Below are 24,564 nucleotides of genomic sequence, written 5' to 3' on the forward strand. Positions count from 1 at the left end.
ATGAAAATTTTAACGTTTGCAAACTACGAGAAAATGTCGGTAGCTGCTGCCGATTTTGTAGTTAGTTATATTCAGCAAAAGTCGGATGCCCTGCTTTGCTTCCCTTCCGGAGATTCCCCTACAGGAATTTTAAGTGTACTGATAAGGTATGCCGAAGAAGGAAAAGTGAATTTTGATAAGTGCTCATTTGTTGGCCTGGATGAGTGGGTTGGAATGGATGAAACAAATGAGGGAAGTTGTAAGCATTACATGTATTCCAAATTCTTCAATCCATTAAAAATCCGGCCCGACCAGATAATTTTTTTTAATGCACTTGCGTTGGATCTGGATAAAGAATGCAAACGAATAGATGATCTGATAAGTCTGAAAGGTGGAATAGATATAATGATGGTGGGTGTAGGAATGAACGGGCACATCGGGCTTAATGAACCCGGAACTGATTTTAATTCTTATTCGCATCACTCTGAATTAGATCAGACTACAAAAACAGTCGGCCAAAAATATTTCAAACAGGAAACTGAACTGAAAGAAGGAATTACACTTGGTATTAAACATTTGCTGGAAGCCAAACATGCTGTTCTGATTGCACACGGATCTAAAAAAGCCTCTATAATTTCTAAGGCTTTGGATGGTGAAATTACCAACCAGGTACCCGCAAGTATTTTTCAAAAAATAGAAAACTCGGTAGTGTACCTGGATAAAGACGCTGCTTCTCAGTTAAAACTGGATAAGTTTAATGAAGGATAACCTGCAGTATTTGCAAGAGTGTTTATTTAAAAACGGGCAGTTGCTGCAACAGAAAAAAGTTACAGCCGGCTTTGATGGTTTTGTAGATTCTATTGTTAAAGTGATCTCTGACAAATCCGAAAATTCTGCGCCTGTTTTTTTTGAAGACATTGAAGAATTCGGTAACTACATTTCTGCAAAGAAAGGGTCAGGTTTTAGTCTTGAAACGGAAGAGTTATTTCAGAAATTAGGTGGAAATATGCCAATAATGGCGAATGCTCTTGCCGAAATGGGCGTTAAAACAGATTGTATAGGAGCATTTGGTGTTCCATCATTTCACCCTGTTTTTACAAATATGCATCCCGGCTGCCGGTTATTTAGTTTTACTAATCCGGGCTTTACATCTGCCTTAGAATTTAATGACGGAAAAATAATGCTGGCTCAGATGAAAGACCTTAATAATGGAGACTGGCAGACAATAAGGACAGCAATAGGTCTTGAAAAAATAATAGAGTCGTATAACAACAGCGATCTTTTTTGCCTCGTAAACTGGAGCGAACTAGATCATTCCAATAGTATCTGGCTTGGCTTATTAGATGAAGTGCTCCCATCTCTTAATTCACCATCAAACAAGAAAAAGGCATTTTTTGATCTGTCCGACTGTTCGAAACGAAGCAGTGAGAAAATTCTGGATGCATTAAATCTGATAAGGCGTTTTTCTGCTTACTGCGATGTTATACTAAGCATGAATAAAAATGAAGCACAACTTGTATATAAGGCTTTGTCTTTGCCGGGAGAAGTGCAGCAATTAGAGCAGGTGGCCGGGGAGCTTTACAAAGCTATTCATATTGATACGCTGGTTATTCATAACTCAGCTAAATCTGTAGCATGGAATAAGAAAGGAGTTTATCAAAGTACTCCCGATTTTATTGCAAATCCTAAAATTTCTACAGGTGCAGGTGATAATTTTAATGCCGGGTATTGTATTGCTATGCTGATGGATCTTGATCCCGATCTAAGTTTATTATTAGCGAATACAGTTGCTTCCTTTTATATGCAAAATGCTAAAAGTCCGTGTATCCCAGAAATGCTTGATTATATTTCTAAAAAGCATTCTTCAAAAGATTTAAAAACTTAAATTTACTTAAAACTATACCAAAATGCCTGATAATAAAAATGTTAACATCAATGCTTCGGGTGTAAAAAAAAATACGTTTGACGCTATTGTAATTGGTTCCGGCATTAGCGGGGGCTGGGCAGCCAAAGAATTGTGTGAAAACGGTTTAAAAACGCTTGTTCTGGAGCGGGGAAGGAATATCGAACATATTAAAGATTATCCTACTGCAACTATGGCACCGTGGGAGTTTAAGCATCGTTTCCGGATGACACGGGAGGAACTCGAAGAAAATCCATTGATAAGTAAAGCAGCGGGCTACGGAGCAGATACGGCTCATTTTTTTATAAAAGATAAAGATCATCCCTATGTTCAGGAAAAACCGTTCGACTGGATAAGAGGATACCAGGTAGGAGGCAAGTCGCTGATCTGGGGACGGGCAACGCAACGGTGGAGTCCTTTTGAATTTACAGCTCCGGCAAGATACGGTTACGGTTTAGACTGGCCGATCCGTTACGAGGATGTGGCTCCCTGGTATTCGCATGTAGAAAGATTTATTGGTGTTTGTGGAAATAAAGACGGACTGGAAGCAATGCCTGATGGAGAATTTCTTCCACCTTTTGATTTTAACTGTGTGGAAGCAGATCTGTCAAAAAAAATAAATCAGCATTATAAAGACCGTTTTATGGTTCAGGGTCGCTGGGCGCAACTATCGCAGCCAAATCAAATCCATTTAGATCAGGGCCGTGGAAAGTGCCAGGCAAGAAATATGTGTATGCGGGGCTGCCCCTATGGCGGTTATTTCAGCTCAGTAACTTCAACTCTTCCATGGGCAAATAAAACAGGCAATCTTACCATCAGGCCGTTCTCGGTTGTTCACTCCATTATTTACGACGAGCAGAAAGGCAAAGCTACCGGTGTACGGGTAATTGATGCCAATACAAAGGAAATTACCGATTATTTTGCCCGGATTATTTTTGTAAACGCTTCTGCATTAAACAGTAACCTGGTATTATTAAATTCTACTTCAAACCGTTTTCCCAATGGTTTGGGGAATGATAACGGCTTGTTGGGTAAGTACGTGGCTTTCCATCTGTATCGGGCTTCTTTAAATGCCGGAATAGAAGGGTACGAGGATAAATATTATTTCGGAAGAAATCCTGCCGAATCTATTCTCGCTAATTTTCGAAACCTGCATAAACAGGATACCGATTTTGTAGGAGGCTATACTACCTTTATGGGAGCTTACCGCCCGCGTGCAGGAGGCGAATCATTACCTGCAGAAATTGGGGGTGCTTATAAAGATGCCATCAGCGAACCTGGAGGATGGCGGGTATATATGTACATGCAGGGAGAAACTATTCCTAAGGAAACTAACCATGTGCGTTTGAGTAAAGACAAAAAGGATCAGTGGGGAATGCCTTTACTTGTTACATCTGTTGATTACGATGATAATGATGAAAAACTGATTGATGATTTTTTAACGCAAAGTGCTGAAATGCTGGATAAAGCAGGTGCAAAGAATATCGAGCAATACAAAAATCATCAGGCACCGGGTTTAGATATTCACGAAATGGGAGGAGCCCGTATGGGAAGCGATCCTAAAACTTCTCTACTTGACAAATGGAATGCTATGCACCATTGTAAAAATGTTTTTGTTACCGATGGTGCCTGTATGACCAGTACCGGAAATCAAAGCCCCTCAATATTGTATATGGCTTTAACTGCCCGTGCAGCTAACTATGCAGTAAGCGAAATGAAAAAAGGTAATTTGTAAGTCTGTCGCCTTAATTTAATAATAAAATATGAATAGAACTTTTGCAATCCTTTTTGCTGCCGTGGCCTTAAGTAGCTGCAATTCAGGTAGAATAAAACATTCAACCGTTGATTCTGTACATTCTGCAAATAATGATACTTCCACCAATTGGAAAACCTTATTTGATGGAAAAACAACTAAAGGTTGGCATACGTACGGCCAGGATACTGTGGGCAGTGCCTGGAAAGCCGAGAATGGAGTTCTGCATCTGGATGCCTCAAAGAAAAACGACTGGCAGACATTAGGTGGAGGAGATATTGTCACAGATGAGGAATTTGAAAATTTTGATCTGAAACTTGAGTGGAAAATATCCCCTGCAGGAAACAGCGGCATCATGTTTTATATTAAAGAAGACTCCAGATATGAATATCCCTGGTATACTGGTCCGGAAATGCAGGTTGCAGATAACCAGAAAAATGAAGATGGAAAACTAAAAAAACACCGGGCCGGAGAGCTGTATGATCTGCTTTCTTTAACAAAAGATGCAGTAAAGCCGGCAGGAGAATGGAACCAGGTTGAAGTAGTATCAAATAAAGGAAAGCTGGATTTTTACATGAACAATGAGCATGTTTTATCTACCACAATGTGGGACGATTCCTGGAAAAAACTGATACAAAACAGTAAGTTCAAAGATATGCCGGACTTTGGTAGTTTCAAGAAAGGGAAAATCGGTTTACAAGATCACGGGGCAGATGTTTGGTATAGAAATATTCAAATAAAAAGGCTTTAATTTTCTTTTTAAACGTTTTTGTTCCGTTTGAAAACCTTTTTATATATCGCTTCCTTAGGGAATGCTAGGGAAATTTTTTCTTTTGCAGATAGGGGTAAAACTCTTTTTGAATGTCTTATTCAAAATTATAAAAAGAGATTTACTATCAAATTCAATGAAAACTATTTTTACCCTTCTGTTTAGTATCACTTCCGTTTATTATGCCTTTCCTCAATCTGCAATAAAAGGCACTGTTCAGGACGAGAATAAAAAAGCTGCTTATGCTGCAACCGTTCTTCTTTTAAAATCTGATTCTTCCATATTAAAATCAGCGCTTACAGATGAAATGGGGACATATGTATTTCCGCAGGTTCAACAGGGAAATTATATAATTTCTGTAACAATGGTTGGTTATCAGAAAAGTTATCAGGCTTTAACTGTTAGTCAGGCAGAAACAGCAGTACCGCCAATAATTCTGATTCCTCAAGCAAAAATTTTAAATGAAGTAACCGTAACAGCACGGAAGCCATTTCTTGAACAACGGGCGGATAAATTAGTAGTGAATGTAGCGGCAAGTGCAACAGCTGCCGGATCAACAGCCTTGGAGGTGTTGAAGAAAGTTCCGGGAGTGATGGTTTCGAATGATAAGGTAACCATTATCGGAAAAGGAACGCCCATTATTTTGGTGGATGGAAGGCCTTCTCAATATACCGATATATCTCAGGTATTAAAAGAAATAAGTTCTGCCAATATTGATAAGATGGAGGTGATCTCGAACCCCGGAGCGAAATACGATGCGGCGGGTGGATCCGTTATTAATGTTATCCTTAAAAAGAATGCAAATCTTGGCACTAATGGCAGCTTCAGCCTTTCAAGCGGGGTGGGGCTGTATGATAAGTCAACTCCTTATTTAGATCGTAATTTTTACCGGTTAAGTCCAACTTTGAATCTGAATCACCGTAATGGCAAATGGAATCTTTTTGGCAGTTATAGTTTTTTTCATCACAATTATTACGACTACAGCGAGTTTAGCCGCATAATAAATACCAACCGCTTCTTTCAGACAAATTACAGTCCTGGCAAAGGAGATAGTCATAATTTTATGGCTGGAGCAGATTTATACGCTGATAAGAAAAATACTTTTGGTGTTATTGTGCGAGGTTTTACCCGGGATGGATTACGGGAAGCAAATAATAATACCCAGCAATTACAGGTTGCAAACGATGCTTTGTTGAGTGCCTTTCAAACTATTAACACTACCAAAAGCACAAGAAGTAATTTTTCAGGTAACCTGAACTGGAAGCATAGTTTTGATACAGCGGGAAGAGATTTGAATATCGACCTGGATTACTCGAAATTCAGTATTAATAACGATGGCGTGATTATTAACAGGCTAACCGACGGAACTCAATATATAAATAATCAGCTGGTAGATAATCCTGTAAGGTTTGGAGTTCTTAAAGCAGATTATACACATCCTTTAGGTAAAACCTCGCGTTTTGAAGCGGGAGCAAAGGTAAGCCTTGCTACTATTGATAATTTCCTGACTTACAGGCAAAGCGGTATTATTGATAACAAACGAAGTACAGATTTCAGATATACAGAAAATATAAATGCGGCATATACTTCTTATTATCAGAAATTTAATAAATGGGAGTTACAGGGCGGCTTGCGGGCAGAACAAACCATGGCAAGTGGAAAAAGCCAGTCACAGGAGGTGTTGAACCGCAATTACTGGCAGTTTTTCCCATCTGTTTTCATTACCAGAAATATAACAAACAAGATAGCCACCGTTGTTCAATACAGCAGAAGGGTTAACAGGCCCAGTTACCAGCAGCAAAATCCTTTTGTTGAATTTTTAGATTCGTTAACATATACAAAAGGTAATCCTTTACTGCGACCTGAAACAGCCGATCAGTATAAACTTTCTTTTACATACGAGAAGCAACCGTTCTTTGCCCTCAGTTACAATAAGAAGCACGATGTCATATTTGATAATGCGCCACGACAGGAAGGGAATCTCACCTATACCACCTCCGAAAATCTCGCTTCTTACGATAATTTCGCTGCCGAACTTAATTTTCCTATTCAATTCGGAAAAAAGGTAAGCGGCTATGGTGGCAATCAACTGATTTATAACCACTATAAAGCAGAATATCTGGGCAGTAATTTTAACAGAGGAAAATGGAATTGGTTAGCCTACTGGCAGGTTGCATTCAAGCCGACAGAATCATGGAACTTTGAAGTATCAGGATATTACATGACACGGTTTCTGAATGAGTTTATCATGATAGACAACCTTGGCAGTTTGGACCTCGGCATTCAGAAAACGATTATGAATAAAAAAGGAAAGCTAAGCCTGAATTGCAACGATCTGCTTTTTACCGATAAAACAAAAGCAACTATAAAGTACCAGGCAATAGATGTCAACTTCCGGCAGTTATATGAAAGCCGTAATATCCGTTTAACGTTTACTTATAATTTTGGAAACCAAAGCCTGAAATCTGCCCGGAGACGTGATACCGCTTCTGAAGCAGAAGCAAACCGGGTAAAAGATAACTGATTTTGCCACAGTATTTTTACCAAACATAAGTGCCTGTTATTCAATTAGCAGGCGCTTTTTTTGTCTGAAAGCTGTATCAGAATTTATATATTTATAAAGTTTTGAGCAGATCAGCTACCATAATTAATAAAGCGATTCCAGGCATTATGTTTACTGGCCGGCTTATTAAACAGTCCTTTCAGGAATTAAAAAAGAACGATCCTTTGCGAATGGCAGGAGCTACTTCCTTTTTCAGTACTTTTGCTATTACGCCTATCCTTATCATCATTATCCAGCTGTTAGGGGTATTTTTTAAGCAAGACAGGCTCAGTTCGCAACTTATTTTGCGCCTGCAGATTATGTTGGGGCGTCGTGCTGCGGGACAAATACAGGAAGTTGCCGAACATATTACAGCACTTGCCCAAAATTGGTACGTTACCGTTTTCGGGTTTTTATTCCTTATTTTTGTTGCTACAACGCTCTTTTCTGTAATCGAAAATTCCCTGAATCAAATCTGGAAGATCCGTATAAAACCCAATGCAGGTTTTATGTTTGGCCTCAAAAGAAGATTGCGCTCCCTGGTTATTATAATATTAGCGGGAATATTGTTTGTTATAGGATTGTTAATAGAAGGAGTACAGGCTTTGTTAGGCAATTATATTGATTATTTGTTGCCTGAAATTGGTAAATACCTAAATACCACGATAAATGAGGTAGTGTTTATTCTCATAGCAACAGCCTGGTTCAGCTGCATTTTCCGATTCCTTACAGTAGGGCGACCACTGTGGAAAATAGCTTTTAGTGGAGGATTATTAACAACCCTCTTGTTTGATATCGGGAAAATTGTTCTGCGGTTCTGCCTGTCAAAAAGCAACATCGGAACTATTTATGGAACCTCGGGCTCAATTGTACTGATTATGCTTTTCGTTTTCTACTCGTCTTTCATATTTTATTTTGGGGGATGCGTGATCAAGATACTTAGTGAAATGCTAAATCAACCCATAAGGCCATTAAAAGAAGCTTACAGATACGAAATCCACGAAGTATAACATTTTTTGAGAAACAACATTTGTTCTCAACTCTCAAAATTTGCTATCTTGTTTTTCTAACCCATAAACCCATGAAATTTCTACACATACTGACTGTCCTGCTTTTTCTATCCGTTTGTTCTTATGCCCAGAAGGAAGAAAAATTTAACGGACTGGATCTAGGATTGGGAAATCTATACCGTACTTCGGATGCTAAAACCCGGTCTATAAGTCCGGAAAATTTAACCGGCGAACCAGGAAAAGGCGGAATGGCAACGCTTCAGGAAGGAAATGCAAAAGGCGCTGCCCGTGAATTGGGCCAGGGCTGGAAAGTCAATCCGTATATCCACATAGAACCGGGGCAGACGTTCACCCTTGCTGAAATAACCGGCCCGGGAGCAATACAGCATATCTGGATGACACCAACGGGGAACTGGCGCTATTCAATTCTTAGATTTTATTGGGATGATGAAAAAGAACCATCGGTAGAAGTTCCTGTTGGTGACTTTTTTGGAATGGGTTGGGGAGAGTATGCACATTTAAATTCGCTTGCAGTAACGGTAAATCCAGGAAGTGCTTTTAACTGCTATTGGGCAATGCCTTTCAGAAGAAAATGCAGGATTACGATGGAAAATATCAATACTGAAAGGATGACTTTATATTATCAGATTGATTATACATTAACAGACGTTCCGGCTGACGCTGCTTATTTTCATGCCCAATTTAATCGCAGCAATCCTACCAAAGGCTCTCTGCATACCCTGGTTGATGGTATAAAAGGTAAGGGTCAGTACGTGGGTACGTATCTTGCCTGGGGCGTTAATAATAATGGCTGGTGGGGAGAAGGAGAGATTAAATTTTATATGGATGGGGATAACAAATTTCCAACTATAGCCGGCACAGGAACAGAAGATTATTTTTGCGGTTCGTATAATTTCGATCGCCAGGGTAAGTATACCGAGTTTAGTACAGCATATACGGGCTTGCCACAGGTAATTCGTCCCGACGGAGCGTATAAATCGCAGGAACGCTTTGGTTTATACCGCTGGCATATTATGGATCCTATCCGTTTTAACAAGGAATTAAAAGTTACCATTCAGGACCTTGGCTGGAGAAGCGGCGGAAGGTATTTACCGCAGCAATCGGATATCAGTTCGGTAGCTTACTGGTATCAAACCGAACCTCATGCACGTTTCCCCAGGTTGCCTTCAAAAAATGATCTGGAGGTTAATTAGAATCGTGGGATGAAAAAGGTTTAGAGGGCTACTGTTTCAGATTTTTATTCACGTAATCCATTACTTCCTGAAAAGTAGTAATCCAGATTTCTTTTTCATGATCCTTTAAATACTTGAGTAACTGACGGTGGGCTTGTGCTGAAATTTGCAGATAGTCGCCGCCTACACCATGAAACATAAAAATTCCAAGGCCGCCTGCAGTCTGCGTTCTTTTTACAAAATCTGTTAATTCATCACCAGTCGGATTATTTGCAGCAGCCCAGCTGGGCACCTGGAAGTTGTCAAGGGTTTTGAAATCAGTAATTATCGAATTTTTATCTCCGCCGGAGCGTGCATATTTTACTAAAGATGAACGTCGTAAAGTATCCAGATAATTTCCTCCGCCCACAACTGTTTCAGTGCAAGGGTAAGCGTAGGTACGTGATGTTTTGTTATCAATAGTATATAGTAGCTTATTCATGGTTGCAATCTCTCTTATTATGCTATTAAGGGTATAATTCTCAGAGCTGTACTCCGGCTTCGTTTTTACAGATGAGGCAGCGCAGGGATGATAAAGTGTATGATTTGCAAGTTCGTGCCCTTTTTTCGCTGCCGCCCGCCATCGGCTTAAATCCTGTTCATTAAAATAAGTGTCTAAAAAGAAAGTGCCTTTCAGATTTGCAGAATCAAGCTGAGGAATTGCAATATCAATCTGTGATTTTAATGCATCATCATATGTTAAAATAATAGCGGCCTTTTTACCTTTCGGCCAGCGGACATGTTGCTGGGCACTGCTGAAAAAAGGTGAAAGAAGTAGCAGGATGAAAAGTAGTTGCTTCATGAATTTATAGTTAAAACTATCGCCAGGAGGAGGTTTTAATTGATTTTCCCATACAAAGGCTACCGGGAGAGTTAATATAGGGGCCAAAGTTTTCAATAATTGAGAAGCCGTGTTCACTATAAAGTTTAATGGCTTCAGGTTGTTGTTTCCCTGTTTCCAGTACCAAATTTATATAATACCGTTCCTTTGCCCAGTTGCTTAATTCTTCTAAAATGGCAGAAGCAACTCCAAAGCCTCTTAGTTGGGGGTGAACATACATTCTTTTAATTTCTACTGTATCTTCATTTATTTCTTTAAAGCATCCGCAACCGATGGTTACTTTATTGATATAAGCAAGAACAACCGTGTCAAGGCGGTCAATGTTAATGTTCACATTGTATTTATATTCATGATTACTGTATCGTGCCGCTAAATCATTGTCCAGTAATTTAATTAAATCTTGGAAATCTTTATGATCGCTTGTTGTTCTTTTAAGTTTCATCATATTACATCAGAAGTCAAAAGAAATTAATGAATGAGAAAAATTTTCTTCTTTTTTAGTTTTTTGAGCCAAAAAACTCACTAATTCCAGTTTAACTTATTGTTTTTTCTAAAGATATTTTAATTCTCTTCAATGAATGCAAAATAGTTTGTCAAAAAAAGGTCTTTTTGTGTGAAGGATTTATGTTAAAAAGCAAAAGTCCCATATTTGGGACTTTTATCAATGTTTATACTTGTTAAAATAATTTTTCCTGAGGCGGTTTTACACCTTTTAACCTTAAATAGATCGTGCATTGCCCGCGGTGATGGGTTTGATGCTCAAAAGCCTTTTCATATGCGAGGCCCCTTTCTAAATCCATATTAAATATTTTTACCTTGTCTGATAATTGTGAATTATTGGTTCCCTGCAAAGCGTTAATTACATAATCATAGCTGTCCATAACGACTTTGGTGAGACTTGCTTTGGTTTTAAAATCATTCATTTTTTCCAGGTCTTTTCCTTCATTAGGATTTGCTTTTCCTGAAGCTCCTGCACCAAAAGCATAATTTGCATTTGCTATATGCAGCATTTGTTCGGCAAATGAACGAATTTCAGGAGTAGGTTTGAAATTAATTCCATCTTCCGGCATGGCGTCCAGGTACTCCTTGGTGTATTCTTTTGCACGTTTCCAGTCGGCTAGCATTTGAGCCTGGTCAATAGGTAGAGCGTCAGCCAGCAGCGTACCGATACTCATAAAACTGATAAGTAATCCTATCATAAAGGATTTTACCCCAGTTGGGTTTAAATAGATTTTCATGACTTAAAATTTAGGTATAATTTATATTCTAATTTACGTATTTGAGCACAGAACTAATCTTCTTTATTAATAAATCTTCTTTACCTTAAGGTATAGCAAAAGAAAAAGTTATTATTGTACTAATTTCATTCTTAAAATCACAATAACAATTTTATGTCAGAAGAACTGTTTTCTTTAAAGGATAGGGTAATTGTAGTAACCGGTGGCACCGGAATTTTGGGAGAAGCATTTGTTAACGGGATAGTAGAGGCAGGCGGAACCGTAGGCATCCTCGGCAGAAACAAAATAATTGCAGAAGAGCGGGCACAGAAGATTAACCAAAACGGCGGAAAAGCCATTGCCCTTATTGCCGATGTAATGAATGAGGAGGATTTGCAAAGTGCACGTTCAAAAATTATAAGTGAATTTGGCCAAATAGATGGCCTTGTAAACGCCGCCGGCGGTAACCGTCCTGAAGGAGTGCTGAATGCGGATGAAGATATTTTTAAGATGAACCTGGAAGGAATGAAAAAAGTAATGGAGTTGAATGTGTGGGGAACATTGCTTCCAACACAGATTTTCGGCGAAGCTATTGCACAAACTGCAGGTAAAGGAAGTATTGTAAATATTTCTTCAATGAATTCCAAAAGAGCCATTACTAAGGTGCTGGGGTACAATATGGGAAAGGCAGCAATGGACTGTTATAATCAGTGGTTTGCAGTTGAACTTGCCAGACGCTATGGGGATACGATCCGGATGAATGCGTTGGCACCAGGTTTCTTCCTTACAGAACAAAACCGAAATTTGTTAACCACACCCGATGGCGGATATACGGAAAGGGGAGAACTGGCCATCAGGCAGACGCCATTTAAACGATTCGGGCATCCGGATGAATTAAAAGGAGCTTTGGTTTGGTTACTAAGTGATGCCTCAAAATTTGTAACGGGTGCAATGATCTGTGTGGATGGTGGCTTTTCAATATTTGGAGGAGTATAAATCAACATCTGATGGGTTCAAATTATTCTGTTAACGGGCAGTATCCGATGCAGCAAACCATGCGCTGGTACGGGCCAAAAGATTCAGTAAGCCTTCAGGATATAAGACAGGCAGGTTGTTCCGGCGTTGTTTCTGCGCTGCATCATATTCCAAACGGCGAGATCTGGCCTGTGGAAGAAATAAAAAAACGCGGGGATGAAATTGCAGAGGCGGGCATGGTTTGGAGCGTGGTAGAAAGTGTTCCGGTGCATGAAAATATTAAAACGCAAAGCGAAGGTTTTGAAGTTTATATTGAAAATTATAAGCAAAGTATCCGGAATCTGGCAGCTTGCGGCATAAAAATCATTACGTATAATTTTATGCCTGTTCTTGACTGGACACGTACCGATCTTAGTTTTACGGTAGCAGACGGATCAAAAGCTTTGCGATTTGAAAAAGCAGCTTTTATAGCGTTTGATGTATTTATCCTGAAAAGGGAAGGAGCAGAGCAGGATTACACTGCCGAAGAACTATCGGGGGCTGAACAACGGTTTGAAGAAATGACCGAAGATGATAAGCTCCTGCTGCAAAGAAATATCATAGCCGGTTTGCCGGGAAGCGAGGAAAGTTTTACTCTTGAGCAATTCAGAACAGCTTTAGCTGCCTATAAAGAAATCAACGCTGAAAAATTACGACAAAACCTTATCTATTTTTTAAAACAGATTATCCCGGTGGCCGAAGAGAACCATGTTAATATGGTCATTCATCCAGATGATCCTCCATATAGTATTTTAGGTTTGCCCCGTGTAGTAAGCACTGCTGAGGATATCGATTTCCTGATAAAAGCCGTACCATCTCTAAGGAATGGGTTATGTTTTTGCACGGGCTCTTTTGGTGTGCGCCCAGACAATCGTCTTGCCGAGATGGTCCACAAGTTTGCTGACAGGATCAACTTTATTCATTTACGCAGCACAAAAAGAAACGAATTTGGTGATTTTTATGAGGATAACCACCTGGAGGGAGATGTGGATATGTATGCTGTAGTAAAGGAAATTGTACAGGTTTGTCATAAAAGAGAAATAAGTATTCCAATGAGGCCCGATCATGGGCACCAGATGCTGGACGATTTAAAAAAGAAAACGAACCCCGGTTATTCCGCCATAGGCCGATTAAGAGGCTTAGCAGAGTTAAGAGGGCTGGAATATGGGATTATTAATTCGTTCTGTAAAAAATAAAGCCTCAACATCTAATTTATTTTATTATTTAATTTCTGCATATATTTGTAGCATTAAATGAAAAAAGCTCTTGTAACCATATTGGCGTTTTTCTATCTCGGTATATCAAGCGGGGCAACTGTACAATTACATTATTGTATGGGCAAACTTATTAACTGGGAACTGGGGGAGAAAGCACATAATAAGGTATGCAGTAATTGCGGCATGAAAAAAGAGAAAGCCGAAAATTGCTGTAAAGATGAAGTAAAACAAGTCAAGCTGGATAAATCGCACACTGCATCCGAAGCTTCTTTTCTTGCCAAAGTTATTTCCTCAATTCCGATCATCCGCAGCTTTACAAGTTTTTCTTTTCCCGGCCTTACAGCCATTATTCATGATTACCCGGTAAGCAATGCACCTCCACGGGTACATGCTGTTTCCAATTATATCCTGCATTGTATTTTCCGTATCTGATCTTTTCCTGTCTTCTCTCAACCTGATCTTCTGACTCAGGCAACTATCTTTTTCTGGTAATTTCTGCCAGTAGTTTTTCAATATTTTTTACAATTAATTATCATTCAGAACATGAAAACTCTAATTGCAGCTCTTGCAGCTTCTTTAACAATCGCTTTTTCGGCTTGTAACAATGCAACAAATTCTTCTGTAAATCAGAAAACAGAAGATTCAGCAGCAGTACAAAAAACAGCAGTAACTTACACCTGCCCTATGCACCCGGAAGTAATAAGTGATAAACCGGGCAAATGTCCAAAATGCGGAATGAACCTGGTGGAAAAAGGTTCAGAAATTTCTTCAACTGATAGCGTTCATCACGTTCATTAATTTTCTTATGATAGAAAAACTCATTTCGATTTCTTTAAGAAACCGCACCCTGGTTCTTCTGGTAGCTGTAATTTTATTCGGATGGGGAATTTATTCCATCCGGCAGAATAAAATTGATGCTATTCCCGATTTGTCAGAAAATCAGGTGATTGTTTTTACAGAATGGATGGGAAGGAGCCCGCAGATCATTGAAGACCAAATCACTTATCCTTTAGTTACTAATTTACAGGGATTGCCGCAGGTGAAGTATGTGCGGGGTTCTTCCATGTTTGGGATGAGTTTTGTCTATATTATTTTTAATGATGATACCGATGTTTATTGGGCTCGCGAACGTGTTCTTGAACGTCTTAATTATGCTTCAAAACTACTTCCTTCAGGTGTTACACCCTCATTAGGTCCTGACGGAACAGGCGTGGGGCATATTTTATGGTACACGCTGGATGCTCCCGGAATGGATTTGGGTGAGCAACGTGCAGTTCAGGACTGGTATGTGAAATTTGGATTGCAGAATGTGCCGGGAGTTAGTGAAATAGCTTCCTTCGGAGGGTTTCAAAAACAATACCAGGTAACACTGAATCCAAATAAACTCGCATATTTTAAACTTTCAGTGCCTCAAGTTATTGCTTCAATTCGTAGCAATAATAATGAAGCCGGAGGCAGAAAGATCGAATTAGGCGATGTAGGCTATATTATTAAAACCACCGGTTATCTTAATTCCATAGAGCAGATTAGTCGCATTCCTGTAAGCAGTGTAAACTCTGTTCCTGTAACCATCGCTGATGTCGGTACAGTTCAGATGACAGGAGAAACACGACTGGGGATTTTTGATTTGAACGGCGAAGGAGAGGCTGTAGGAGGAATTGTGGTAATGCGTTACGGCGAAAATGCCGATCGGGTAATAAAAGATGTAAAACAAAAAATGCTCGAGGTAGCAAAAGGCTTGCCTAAGGGTATGAAGTTTAATATCGTTTATGACAGAAGCGGACTTATTGAGGAGTCTGTAAGTTCTGTTAAACAAACCTTGATCGAGGAAATGATAGTTGCCGCCATTATTGTGTTGATATTTCTTTTTCACTGGAGGAGTGCTTTTGTAATCCTCATTCAGCTTCCCTTATCAATAGCAATTGGCTTTATTCTATTAAATGCTTTCGGTATTACATCCAATATTATGTCGCTTACGGGTATTGCCTTGTCTATCGGAGTAATTGTAGATGATGCTATTGTAATGGTTGAAAATGCCTATCGGCACCTTGCGGATGCTGCTCATGGTAAAGAAATTCAAAGCTAACAGTATCCAACAATAAGAAATTAGTTATGTCCGACCGTAAATTAACAAACCAGGAAAGGCTCGAGATTATAGAAAAATCTGCAAAACAGGTTGGTCCCAGTGTTTTCTGGAGTACAATAATTGTAATCACTTCCTTTTTGCCGGTATTTCTTCTGACAGGGCAGGAAGGGAAGCTTTTCAGCCCTTTAGCCTGGACTAAAACTTTTATTATGCTGGTGGATACACTTGTTGCGATAAGCGTAGCTCCGGTGCTGATCTATATTTTTATGCGTGGAAAGTTTAGGCGGGAAGGATCAAATCCGGTAAATAATTTTTTAGAACGCGTATATGGCCCTGTTTTAAGATGGTGCCTCAACTGGCGTAAAACAACCATTGGGATTAATATCGTAGCATTTGCAGTTGCAATTCCGATGATGTTCAGCCTAGGTACAGAATTTATGCCTCCGCTTGACGAAGGTTCTATCCTGTTTATGCCCGTCACACTTCCGGATATTTCCAATTCAGAGGCAAAACGAATTTTACAGGTGCAGGATAAGATTATCAAGTCTGTTCCTGAAGTAGAAAAGGTTTTGGGAAAGGCCGGAAGGGCGAATACAGCAACCGATAACTCCCCAATCAGCATGATCGAAACAATTATTATGCTGAAGCCAAAGTCAGAATGGCGGGCAGGAAAAACCAAACAGGATATTATACAAGAACTTGATGCCAGGCTTCAGATTCCGGGAGTGGTTAATGGCTGGACTCAACCCATTATTAACCGGATCAATATGCTTGCAACAGGTATTCGTACCGATGTAGGAGTAAAAGTTTACGGGCAAAGTTTAGATACTATTTATTCTTCTTCTGAGAAAATAAAGACACTTCTTCAAGATATTCCCGGTGTGAATGATTTGTATGTTGAACCTGTTACCGGGGGGAAATATCTGGTAATGGATGTGAAAAGAGACGCCCTTGGGAGATATGGACTAAGTGTTGACGCAGTTAACAGTGTGGTTGAATCTGCCATTGGGGGCGCTCCCGTTGCAACAACGGTAGAAGGGCGTAGGCGCTTCTCGATCAGTGTACGGCTTGCGCAACAATTCAGAAACAGCCTGGATCAGTTCAGAAGGATTCCTGTTCCTACTTCGTCAATGGGTAATATTCCTTTGTCATCCGTGGCTGATATCTGTTTTGAAGATGGCCCTCCGATGATTAACTCCGAAAATGCTATGCTACGCGGAGCTGTTTTATTTAACGTGCGTGGACGCGATCTTGGCTCTACAGTAAAAGAAGCAATTGCTAAATTGAATCATGGTTTAACCGCTCTTCCCAAAGGTTATTATGTAGAATGGAGCGGGCAATGGGAGAACCAGATCAGGGCAACACAAACTCTGAAACTGATTATTCCGCTGGTTTTAATTATCATTTTCTTTATTCTCTATTTTACTTTCCGGTCCTTTCGGGAGGCCCTTTTGAATCTTATTACTATTCCTTTTGCCCTAATCGGGGGCGTTTTCATCGTGTATTTTTACGGAATTAATCTTTCGGTAGCTGTAGCAGTTGGCTTTATTGCACTTTTCGGACTGGCAGTAGAAACGGCAATGGTTATGGTAGTTTATTTGAATGAAGCTATGCGGGAACTGGTGGAACTTAAAGGGAATTCAAATGAAACAATCAGTAAAAAAGATCTGCGAGACTATGTTTTTAAAGGTGCAGCTAAGCGTCTTCGTCCTAAAATCATGACCGTCTCAGTCTCTTTATTTGGTTTAATACCTGTTTTATGGGCTACAGGAGTAGGAACCGATGTAATGTTACCCATTGTATTGCCGATGATAGGTGGTGTATTTACTTCATCTATTCATATTCTGCTGGTTACACCGGTTGTTTTTGAAATGACAAAGGAATATGAGCTGAAAAAATTTGGAAAAATAGAAGTGTATGATGTTAAACATTAAGAAATACGTACTATTTGCAGCAGTTTTATTGCTGCAGCTACAAGCATTGGGGCAGGAAAGCCTGACACTTGATACTATTTTAAACCGTATTGATCAGAATAATGCTTATTTAAAAGCATTCAACAGCCGTGCTAAAAGCATCTCAGTTCAGGCACAAGGTGCAAAGGCATGGATGCCTCCCATGATTGGTGCGGGAACTTATATGACACCCTATCCCCGGCAGGGTCAAGTTGTTGAACAGGACAAAGGTGCTCTAATGTTCTCTCTGGAACAGGAAATTCCCAATCCTGCAAAGCTCAATAGAAAACAGGAATATCAGCGTTCGCTTTCTTCAGTCGAAATTGAAGGCAGGGAGAACGCTTTTAACGATTTAAGGTTTACCGCCAGAAAACTGTATTATCAATGGTTAGTAGCCGAAAAGAGGATGGAAGTAGTGCAGGAAAATGACAGAATACTATTAACCTTGAAAAAGCTTGCCCGGATACGCTACTCCTATAATAAAGGAAACTTAAGCAGTATTTATGCAGCAGAAGCAAAGCTTTTTGATGTAGAAAACATGCAGATGCTGCTTGAAAGCGAGATCCGCAAAAAGCAGATTGGCCTCAATACACTGATGAACAGGCCTGCGCAGGAGGTTTTTAAAATAGATACTTCTACCGAAGTGAAATTTAATCCGCTTGCAGGTATTGACACGAGCTATTTAAGCCAGTCGAGAAGCGAAATCCGCAAGATAGATAAAAATATAGCTTCGATGAAATTAAATACAGAAGCAGCAAAGGCAGAAGCCAGGCCGGATCTACGGATCCGCTTTGATCATATGGCGAACAGGGATGCCATGATGCCTGCCCAGTTCACGGCAATGGCTATGATTTCTATTCCCATTGCTCCCTGGTCGGCTAAAGGATATAGATCAGAAGTAAAAGCAATGCAGCTTAATATTGAAGCAATGAAAAACGAGCGTCGTGCCAGGCTGATAGAAACCGAAAATATAATTCAGTCAATGTTAAGTGATCTGATGGTGATGGAACATCATCTGGATAATTACCAGCAAAAGATTATTCCTGCCCTCAGGAAAAGTTTTGATGCAAGCCATATCGCTTACGAAGAAAATCAATCCGATCTCCCAACTGTGATACGAGCATGGGAAGAGTTGAATATGGCACGGATGAAATACTTGGATGAAATGGAGAATTATTATTTAATGATTGCGGAGTATGAAAAAGAGATTGAAAAGTAATACGCTTGTTCTTGCAGTTATGCTGATCGTCCAGATGCTTGTTTCCTGCGATCAGTACGAACATACAAAAGGAAGTGCAAATGAAGAAACACGCTATACCTGCCCGATGCACCCGCAAATTGTAAAAGATAAACCTGGAGATTGTCCGATCTGCGGGATGAATTTAGTGCGCCAAAAATCAGCAGCAGATACATTGAGAGTTCCCGCAAACCTGACTTCTTTACTAAAATCGCCCAATGAAGTAATTATAAGTGATATTGATGTGGTCAGGCCTGATTCACAATCTGTAAAAACAACTGTTACTGTCCCTGGAATTATTACTTATGATACCCGCAAGATACATTCAATTTCTGCACGTTTTTCCGGAAGGATAGAAAAATTATATCTAAAATATCGTTATCAGCGTGTTAATAAAGGGCAGAAACTTGCTGAAATATACAGTCCTGAATTGGTTACAGCGCAGAGGGAATTAATTTACCTGGTAAATATGGATCCGGAAAACAGGAGCTTAATTGCTTCTGCTAAAAATAAACTGTATCTGCTGGGAGTTACAGAGGCGCAGGTTGAGCAGGTAATACGTTCGGGAAAAGAAAGATATAGCTTTGCAATTTATAGCCCTTATTCTGGTTATTTAGTAGATGAAAGTGCTCAGCGACCGGTTCAGAATGCTGTTACAGGTAACATCACATCCTCACAGGAACCGGTGATGGGTGGAGGAATGGAAACAGTCAACACGGCCTCAGCTCCGGTCTCTGACAATAATACTACATCTTTATTACAGGAAGGCAGCTACGTAAATACCGGTCAGGTTCTGTTTAAAGTTGTAAATACTTCAGCAGTATGGGCAGAAATTACTATTCCCCCCGAAAATGTAAAACAGGTGAGCGAAGGCCAAAAGGTTCCGTTATTTTCAAATGGAACTACTTTTGAAAATGCTCATATTGAACAGATTCTTCCTTTTTATACTGCCGGAGAAAGTTTTTTAAAAGTCCGTTTGAATGTTTCCAATGCAGGCGAGTTGAAAATAGGGCAATTAGTTCAGGCAAAACTTCCTGTGGAAGTCAAAGATGCATGGTGGATTCCTGCAGCATCAGTAATCAATCTGGGTACAAAACAACTGGTATTTGTAAAAAATGAGCGTGTTTTTACTCCGAGGGAAATCGTTCCGGGTATGCGATTGAACGGTAAAGTTGAGGTAAAAAAAGGGTTATCTTCTGGCGATCAGATTGCTGCCAATGCACATTACCTGGTTGACAGTGAAAGCTTTATTGCAATTTCAGAATAAGAGATGATGAAACTTAAAATTCTTGTAGTATTGTTTTTGGTTGTTTTTCTTGCGGCCTGTACTGGCCAAAAGAATACAGTTACAGCTATTGATTCAGGCTCTCACGATGCAGGGCAGCATCATTTGCATCAGCAGTATACCTGTCCGATGCATCCGAAAGTTGTAAAAGATGAACCTGGTTCCTGTCCTGTTTGCGGGATGGATCTGGTTCCTGTAAAAGAAAATTTGGGTAAATCCAATTCTATAAAATTTACAGATGCGCAACTCAAGCTTGCTAACATCACATTAATGAAAGCAGGTACAGGTTCGCTGGCTTCAAAAAAGATTATTAATGGAAGAATAGCTGCAGACCCGGAACAATCTGAGGTTGTGAGCTTGAAAATTGGAGGACGCATCGATAAACTTTTTATAAAAGAAACAGGAACTTCAGTAAAAAAGGGCGAAGCATTATTTCAGCTTTTTAGTGAAGAACTTTTAACATTGCAGCAGGAATATTTATTAGCCTGGGCTCAACTTAGGGAATTTGGCAGGGAAAATCCAAGGTATGTATCCTTCTTTCAATCCGCTGAAAAGAAGCTCCTACTTTTTGGTATGAGTAAAAAACAGCTTGCGCACATCAGAAAAGCCGGGAAAACAACACCTCAGGTTACTTTTTTTGCTCCGCAAGCAGGTATTGTAAACGAAATAAGGGCTACGGAAGGTCAATATTTACCGGAAGGAGCAGCCGTTTATGCATTTGAAAAGTTAGACAGAGTATGGGTCGAGGGCGAATTATATCCCGGGGAAGCTTCCGAAATTAAAATTGGTGAAAAGATTGGACTACTTATACCGGGTTTTGAAAATCAATTACTCAATGCGACAGTAAGTTTTATTAATCCTGAATATGAACCTACAACTCAGCTGACGCTTTTCAGGGCTGTTTTGCCTAACCCTTCAGGCATGTTAAAACCCCGAATGCCGGTGCAGATAAAGCTGAACAGAAACAGCTCTTTAAAACTTACGGTTCCTTTAACTGCTATAGTACGCAGTCAAAAAGGAACGCAGGTGTACGTAAAAACAGGGCAAAATACATTTGAACCACGTACAGTGCAAACGGGTACAGAAAGTTCTGAAGCTGTTGAAATCGTATCAGGACTTAACGAAGGTGATGCCATAGCAGCCACTGGAGCTTATCTTATTTACAGCGAATTTGTTCTTAAAAAAGGAGCCGATCCCATGTCAGGAATGGGAATGCTTCAATAATATTTCTTCAATAAACTATAAATTAAGTTTTTTATTATTTATACAACCCCGGCGAATAATTTACGTATCAGTATTATAACTATACCAATTAATACTTGCGGGCGCTCACATGAAACTAAAATTATACAGAATTCCTCTGCTATATCTTATAACCGGTTTGTGCTGGGTGTATTTTAGCGATAATCTGATAGATTGGTTTGCCTTGGATGCCAGCAATCAGGTAAGGTTGTTTATCCGAATCAGTAAAGGTTCTTTCTTTGTAACTGTTACCGCTATTATTTTATATTTCGAAATGAAACGCCAGCAAAAACGGCTCATCGTTTCCGAAAGGCAATACCGTACGCTGTTTGCTGCTAATCCCAACCCAATGTGGCTGTATAGTACTTCAGATTTAAAATTTATTGAAGTAAATGATGCTGCGATTGAAAAATACGGATATACACGATCTGAGTTTTTACAAATGACGATTAAAGATATCCGGCCTGTAGAGGATAGCCCCAAATTAGTTGAAACGATAAAAGATTTGAAATTCGCCATAAATTATTCGGGTGTTTGGAATCACATGAAAAAATCGGGGGAGGTCTTTATTGTTTCCATCGTATCTCATACTGTGTATTTTAATAAGCTTACCTGCAGAATGGTGCTGATAACCGACGTGACCGACAATGTAAACCAGGAACAAAAACTACAGGAGGCATATCAAAAAGAAAAAGAATTAAACAGCGTTTTGGAAGAACATATTGGACTGATCAGCCAATCTAATAAAGAAAACAGGCGCCTGGCAGAAATTATAAATAAGATTGACAACCACATAAAAGTCTATAACAAAGAGGGAAATATAATTTGGGTTAACAAAGCTTTTGTACATTACACAAATTATACTGCAGATGAATTAACAGAACATGGAAGTAAAGAACTATTAGCAGGAGAAAATACCAACAGGGAAATAAGTGCTTTGCTGGATAAATCTATAAAGGATAGCCAGACTTTTATTGCCGAGAATATTAATTATACTAAAACCGGTAAAGAGTACTGGGTTCAGATAAACGGTAGCCCTGTTTTTGATAAGGAAGCTGACCTGGAATATTATATTGTTGTAGAAACAGTAATTACAGAGCGAAAGGAAAAGGAAGAAAAAATAAATCAGCAGAATAATGCGTTGCGGCATCTTGCCTGGCTGAGTTCGCATGAGTTTAGACGACCGGTTGCTTCCATTCTAAGCCTCACCTCTTTATTAAAAGATATTTATGATACAGAAGAAAGAAAAGAGCTGATTGCCTTACTTGAGACATCCTCCATCGAGCTTGATGAAATCGTTAGGGAAATAACTCAGAAAATAAACCAGGTAGAATCCTGAACTATCTTTTCTTGAACCTATTATAAGTACTTGTAACTTTTATCCCCACTTTTCCGAACAAATACGGGAACAGCAATCTGTTCAGAAATCAATAAAAACTTATTTCAATGCATTTTGGAAAAATTGTAAAAAGTGTTGCTCAGGCTCAGGGGTTATCAGCAGAAGAATTTGCCGTATTATTAGGACGTACCGGGAAAGAAGTTTTGGATTTGTATGAACAGGAGGAGTGGGGCTCGAATACCATTAAAGCAGCTTCATCTGCATTGGAATATGATTTCGGAAAATACCTGAACGAGGGTTATACCTATAATTTTCACTCTTCTTCACAAATTAACCAGCGTGAATTTCTTCTCATTGTAAAATACCCTAAAGGAAAAGGATATCTGCTGCAAAGCTGGTTAAGTAAAATTATGCTTATAGCAAAGGCTATAGGTTTAGAGATGGAATAAAAACCGGTAATGCTACAATTCTTTCCGTAACCTTGCTACAGGAATATTCATAGCTTCCCGGTATTTAGCTACCGTTCGTCGGGCAATATTATATCCTTTTTCTTTTAATATCTCCGTTAATTTTTCATCCGCTAATGGATGGTGTTTGTCTTCCTTGCTGATACATTCTTCCAGTATCTTTTTCACTTCCTTGTTTGAAACTTCTTCGCCGCTTTCTGTCTGTATGGCTTCAGAGAAAAAGGATTTCAGCAGAAAAGTACCAAACTCTGTTTGCACGTATTTAGAATTTGCTACCCGCGATACAGTAGAGATATCCATTCCAATCTTATCGGCAATATCCTTTAGAATCATCGGGCGCAGGTTCCGCTCATCACCGGTAAGAAAATAATCATACTGGTAATTCATGATAGCGTTCATGGTTTTTAATAACGTTTGCTGCCGCTGCTTTATAGCGTCTATAAACCATTTAGCCGAATCGAGCTTCTGTTTAACAAACTGAACAGCTTCCTTAAGCTTTTTGTCTTTCTGGCTTGTTTTATCATAATGCTCGAACATTTCCTGGTACGAGCGGCTTACACGAAGTTCGGGGGCGTTCTTTGAGTTTAAAGTTAACACCAGCACGCCATCATTATTAGTTATATGAAAATCGGGAATAACCTGCAACTGCTTCGTCGTTACTTCTCCCGAATCTCCCGGTTTGGGATTAAGTTTTAATATTTCAGCAACAACCTCTTTCAGTTCTTCAGAATCCAGGTTTAGTGCTTTCTCAATTTTTTCGTAATGCTTGCGGGTAAATTCGTCCAGGTAATCTTCTACTACTATAATAGCTTTTTTAATGGCTGGATTATTAAGGTCTTTTTTTCGCAACTGGATAAGCAGACATTCCTGCAGATCTCTTGCGCCAACGCCAGGAGGCTCAAAAGATTGAATCAGTTTCAGCATTTCTTCCAATTCATCCTCTTCAGCAAAGATGTTATGTGAAAAAGCCAGATCATCTATCAGCGAAGTAATGGACCTTCTCAAATAACCGTCATCATCCAGACTGCCAATTATCTGCTGTGCTATTAAAAAATCTTTGTCCGACAGCGGCACCAGGTCGAGTTGCTGCTGCAAGTTTTCAAAAAAAGAGTTCTGAACGGCAATCGGTATTTCCTTATGCTCTTCCTCATCATCTCCATTGTGTTCGTATTTTGATCCGTATTCGTTCAGGTTATCGTCCTGAAGATAATCCTCTATATTGAATTCGTCGTACTCGCCGGTATCCTCCTCATTGAAACTCTCCTCATCGGGGTCTTTATCCGGATATTCTTCGGCAGGCTCGTTCATATTTGCTAAACTCAGATCTTCAAGAGCGGGGTTCTCTTCCAGTTCTTCTTTAATTCGCGTATCTAAAGCAACGGTTGGAACTTGCAGTAGCTTTATGAACTGAATTTGCTGGGGAGAGAGTTTTTGAAGTAGCTTTTGTTGTAGATTCTGTTTTAGCATATATACCTTGGT

22 protein-coding genes are annotated in these 24,564 nt (G+C 39.5%); 18 read left to right on the forward strand and 4 right to left on the reverse strand.

The genetic code is table 11. The annotated features are described in order from the left end of the window. The 7 genes from ACLCDL_RS08930 (at position 1) to ACLCDL_RS08960 (ending at position 9,170) form a co-directional block, all read left to right on the forward strand. The gene (locus ACLCDL_RS08930) at positions 1-747 is read left to right on the forward strand and encodes a glucosamine-6-phosphate deaminase (protein ID WP_423147941.1); all 747 of its coding nucleotides are present in this window, start codon (positions 1-3) and stop codon (positions 745-747) included. Continuing rightward, positions 737-1,864 (forward strand): PfkB family carbohydrate kinase, encoded by a 1,128-nt coding sequence (locus ACLCDL_RS08935; RefSeq protein WP_423147942.1) that lies wholly within the window; start codon positions 737-739, stop codon positions 1,862-1,864. Before ACLCDL_RS08930 ends, ACLCDL_RS08935 begins: the two co-directional genes overlap by 11 nt. 22 nt (positions 1,865-1,886) lie before the next feature. Continuing rightward, complete coding sequence (locus ACLCDL_RS08940) at positions 1,887-3,617, forward strand: GMC oxidoreductase (RefSeq protein ID WP_423147943.1); 1,731 nt, start codon at positions 1,887-1,889, stop codon at positions 3,615-3,617. Between the two features lie 28 nt (positions 3,618-3,645). Further along, positions 3,646-4,386, forward strand: coding sequence for a 3-keto-disaccharide hydrolase (locus tag ACLCDL_RS08945; RefSeq protein ID WP_423147944.1), 741 nt, complete (start codon positions 3,646-3,648; stop codon positions 4,384-4,386). Positions 4,387-4,540: 154 nt separating this feature from the next. Further along, a complete protein-coding gene (locus tag ACLCDL_RS08950; protein ID WP_423147945.1) occupies positions 4,541-6,928 on the forward strand; it encodes a TonB-dependent receptor in 2,388 nt (795 codons plus the stop codon). Between the two features lie 101 nt (positions 6,929-7,029). After that, a complete protein-coding gene (locus tag ACLCDL_RS08955) occupies positions 7,030-7,956 on the forward strand; it encodes a YihY/virulence factor BrkB family protein (RefSeq protein ID WP_423147946.1) in 927 nt (308 codons plus the stop codon). Between the two features lie 71 nt (positions 7,957-8,027). Continuing rightward, positions 8,028-9,170: a glycoside hydrolase family 172 protein gene (locus tag ACLCDL_RS08960; RefSeq protein ID WP_423147947.1), complete on the forward strand. Its 1,143-nt coding sequence runs from the start codon at positions 8,028-8,030 to the stop codon at positions 9,168-9,170. Positions 9,171-9,198: 28 nt separating this feature from the next. Here the strand turns inward: ACLCDL_RS08960 and ACLCDL_RS08965 are convergent, their stop codons facing one another. From ACLCDL_RS08965 to ACLCDL_RS08975, 3 genes are all read right to left on the reverse strand, one after another. Continuing rightward, positions 9,199-9,990, reverse strand: coding sequence for a polysaccharide deacetylase family protein (locus tag ACLCDL_RS08965; RefSeq protein ID WP_423147948.1), 792 nt, complete (start codon positions 9,988-9,990; stop codon positions 9,199-9,201). A 16-nt stretch (positions 9,991-10,006) separates the two neighbouring features. Then, complete coding sequence (locus ACLCDL_RS08970; RefSeq protein WP_423147949.1) at positions 10,007-10,474, reverse strand: GNAT family N-acetyltransferase; 468 nt, start codon at positions 10,472-10,474, stop codon at positions 10,007-10,009. 232 nt (positions 10,475-10,706) lie between these two features. Continuing rightward, positions 10,707-11,267: a DinB family protein gene (locus ACLCDL_RS08975; protein ID WP_423147950.1), complete on the reverse strand. Its 561-nt coding sequence runs from the start codon at positions 11,265-11,267 to the stop codon at positions 10,707-10,709. A 153-nt stretch (positions 11,268-11,420) separates the two neighbouring features. Between ACLCDL_RS08975 and ACLCDL_RS08980 the strand changes: the two genes are divergently transcribed. The 11 genes from ACLCDL_RS08980 to ACLCDL_RS09030 all read left to right on the forward strand — a co-directional run bounded on the left by ACLCDL_RS08980 (position 11,421) and on the right by ACLCDL_RS09030 (position 23,067). After that, the gene (locus tag ACLCDL_RS08980; RefSeq protein ID WP_423147951.1) at positions 11,421-12,242 is read left to right on the forward strand and encodes an SDR family oxidoreductase; all 822 of its coding nucleotides are present in this window, start codon (positions 11,421-11,423) and stop codon (positions 12,240-12,242) included. A gap of 11 nt (positions 12,243-12,253) precedes the next feature. Next, a complete protein-coding gene (gene uxuA / locus ACLCDL_RS08985) occupies positions 12,254-13,456 on the forward strand; it encodes a mannonate dehydratase (protein WP_423147952.1) in 1,203 nt (400 codons plus the stop codon). Between the two features lie 57 nt (positions 13,457-13,513). Then, a complete protein-coding gene (locus ACLCDL_RS08990) occupies positions 13,514-13,909 on the forward strand; it encodes an HYC_CC_PP family protein (protein ID WP_423147953.1) in 396 nt (131 codons plus the stop codon). 111 nt (positions 13,910-14,020) lie between these two features. Beyond that, the gene (locus ACLCDL_RS08995) at positions 14,021-14,275 is read left to right on the forward strand and encodes a heavy metal-binding domain-containing protein (protein ID WP_423147954.1); all 255 of its coding nucleotides are present in this window, start codon (positions 14,021-14,023) and stop codon (positions 14,273-14,275) included. A gap of 7 nt (positions 14,276-14,282) precedes the next feature. Further along, complete coding sequence (locus ACLCDL_RS09000) at positions 14,283-15,563, forward strand: efflux RND transporter permease subunit (protein WP_423147955.1); 1,281 nt, start codon at positions 14,283-14,285, stop codon at positions 15,561-15,563. Between the two features lie 26 nt (positions 15,564-15,589). Next, positions 15,590-17,497, forward strand: coding sequence for an efflux RND transporter permease subunit (locus tag ACLCDL_RS09005; protein WP_423147956.1), 1,908 nt, complete (start codon positions 15,590-15,592; stop codon positions 17,495-17,497). Beyond that, entirely contained in the window at positions 17,481-18,734 is a 1,254-nt protein-coding gene (locus ACLCDL_RS09010) for a TolC family protein (protein WP_423147957.1), read from the forward strand. Before ACLCDL_RS09005 ends, ACLCDL_RS09010 begins: the two co-directional genes overlap by 17 nt. Next, the gene (locus ACLCDL_RS09015) at positions 18,712-20,019 is read left to right on the forward strand and encodes a heavy metal-binding domain-containing protein (RefSeq protein ID WP_423147958.1); all 1,308 of its coding nucleotides are present in this window, start codon (positions 18,712-18,714) and stop codon (positions 20,017-20,019) included. Before ACLCDL_RS09010 ends, ACLCDL_RS09015 begins: the two co-directional genes overlap by 23 nt. A 3-nt stretch (positions 20,020-20,022) precedes the next feature. Then, positions 20,023-21,261, forward strand: a complete 1,239-nt coding sequence (locus ACLCDL_RS09020; RefSeq protein ID WP_423147959.1) for an efflux RND transporter periplasmic adaptor subunit — start codon at positions 20,023-20,025, stop codon at positions 21,259-21,261. 109 nt (positions 21,262-21,370) lie between these two features. Next, on the forward strand, positions 21,371-22,618 hold the full coding sequence (locus ACLCDL_RS09025) for a PAS domain S-box protein (RefSeq protein ID WP_423147960.1): 1,248 nt from the start codon (positions 21,371-21,373) through the stop codon (positions 22,616-22,618). A gap of 107 nt (positions 22,619-22,725) precedes the next feature. Continuing rightward, on the forward strand, positions 22,726-23,067 hold the full coding sequence (locus ACLCDL_RS09030) for a hypothetical protein (protein WP_423147961.1): 342 nt from the start codon (positions 22,726-22,728) through the stop codon (positions 23,065-23,067). A 12-nt stretch (positions 23,068-23,079) separates the two neighbouring features. Here ACLCDL_RS09030 and rpoN read toward each other — a convergent pair whose 3' ends face one another. Beyond that, positions 23,080-24,552, reverse strand: a complete 1,473-nt coding sequence (gene rpoN / locus ACLCDL_RS09035; protein ID WP_423147962.1) for an RNA polymerase factor sigma-54 — start codon at positions 24,550-24,552, stop codon at positions 23,080-23,082. Between the last annotated feature and the right edge of the window lie 12 nt (positions 24,553-24,564).

It is taken from the genome of Rubrilithobacter danxiaensis, from assembly GCF_047272945.1.
In the GTDB taxonomy this organism is placed as follows: Bacteria; Bacteroidota; Bacteroidia; order Sphingobacteriales; family Sphingobacteriaceae; genus Rubrolithibacter; species Rubrolithibacter danxiaensis.

Coding starts and splice junctions, on each gene's coding strand:
- rpoN (WP_423147962.1), bottom strand. CDS start 24,552: ATGCTAAAACAGAATCTACAACAAAAGCTACTTCAAAAACTCTCTCCC.
- ACLCDL_RS08960 (WP_423147947.1), top strand. CDS start 8,028: ATGAAATTTCTACACATACTGACTGTCCTGCTTTTTCTATCCGTTTGT.
- ACLCDL_RS09010 (WP_423147957.1), top strand. CDS start 17,481: ATGATGTTAAACATTAAGAAATACGTACTATTTGCAGCAGTTTTATTG.
- ACLCDL_RS08950 (WP_423147945.1), top strand. CDS start 4,541: ATGAAAACTATTTTTACCCTTCTGTTTAGTATCACTTCCGTTTATTAT.
- ACLCDL_RS08970 (WP_423147949.1), bottom strand. CDS start 10,474: ATGATGAAACTTAAAAGAACAACAAGCGATCATAAAGATTTCCAAGAT.
- ACLCDL_RS08965 (WP_423147948.1), bottom strand. CDS start 9,990: ATGAAGCAACTACTTTTCATCCTGCTACTTCTTTCACCTTTTTTCAGC.
- ACLCDL_RS09005 (WP_423147956.1), top strand. CDS start 15,590: ATGTCCGACCGTAAATTAACAAACCAGGAAAGGCTCGAGATTATAGAA.
- ACLCDL_RS08940 (WP_423147943.1), top strand. CDS start 1,887: ATGCCTGATAATAAAAATGTTAACATCAATGCTTCGGGTGTAAAAAAA.
- ACLCDL_RS09020 (WP_423147959.1), top strand. CDS start 20,023: ATGATGAAACTTAAAATTCTTGTAGTATTGTTTTTGGTTGTTTTTCTT.
- ACLCDL_RS09000 (WP_423147955.1), top strand. CDS start 14,283: ATGATAGAAAAACTCATTTCGATTTCTTTAAGAAACCGCACCCTGGTT.
- ACLCDL_RS08980 (WP_423147951.1), top strand. CDS start 11,421: ATGTCAGAAGAACTGTTTTCTTTAAAGGATAGGGTAATTGTAGTAACC.
- ACLCDL_RS09030 (WP_423147961.1), top strand. CDS start 22,726: ATGCATTTTGGAAAAATTGTAAAAAGTGTTGCTCAGGCTCAGGGGTTA.
- ACLCDL_RS08930 (WP_423147941.1), top strand. CDS start 1: ATGAAAATTTTAACGTTTGCAAACTACGAGAAAATGTCGGTAGCTGCT.
- ACLCDL_RS08990 (WP_423147953.1), top strand. CDS start 13,514: ATGAAAAAAGCTCTTGTAACCATATTGGCGTTTTTCTATCTCGGTATA.
- ACLCDL_RS08945 (WP_423147944.1), top strand. CDS start 3,646: ATGAATAGAACTTTTGCAATCCTTTTTGCTGCCGTGGCCTTAAGTAGC.
- ACLCDL_RS09025 (WP_423147960.1), top strand. CDS start 21,371: ATGAAACTAAAATTATACAGAATTCCTCTGCTATATCTTATAACCGGT.
- uxuA (WP_423147952.1), top strand. CDS start 12,254: ATGGGTTCAAATTATTCTGTTAACGGGCAGTATCCGATGCAGCAAACC.
- ACLCDL_RS08995 (WP_423147954.1), top strand. CDS start 14,021: ATGAAAACTCTAATTGCAGCTCTTGCAGCTTCTTTAACAATCGCTTTT.
- ACLCDL_RS09015 (WP_423147958.1), top strand. CDS start 18,712: ATGAAAAAGAGATTGAAAAGTAATACGCTTGTTCTTGCAGTTATGCTG.
- ACLCDL_RS08975 (WP_423147950.1), bottom strand. CDS start 11,267: ATGAAAATCTATTTAAACCCAACTGGGGTAAAATCCTTTATGATAGGA.
- ACLCDL_RS08935 (WP_423147942.1), top strand. CDS start 737: ATGAAGGATAACCTGCAGTATTTGCAAGAGTGTTTATTTAAAAACGGG.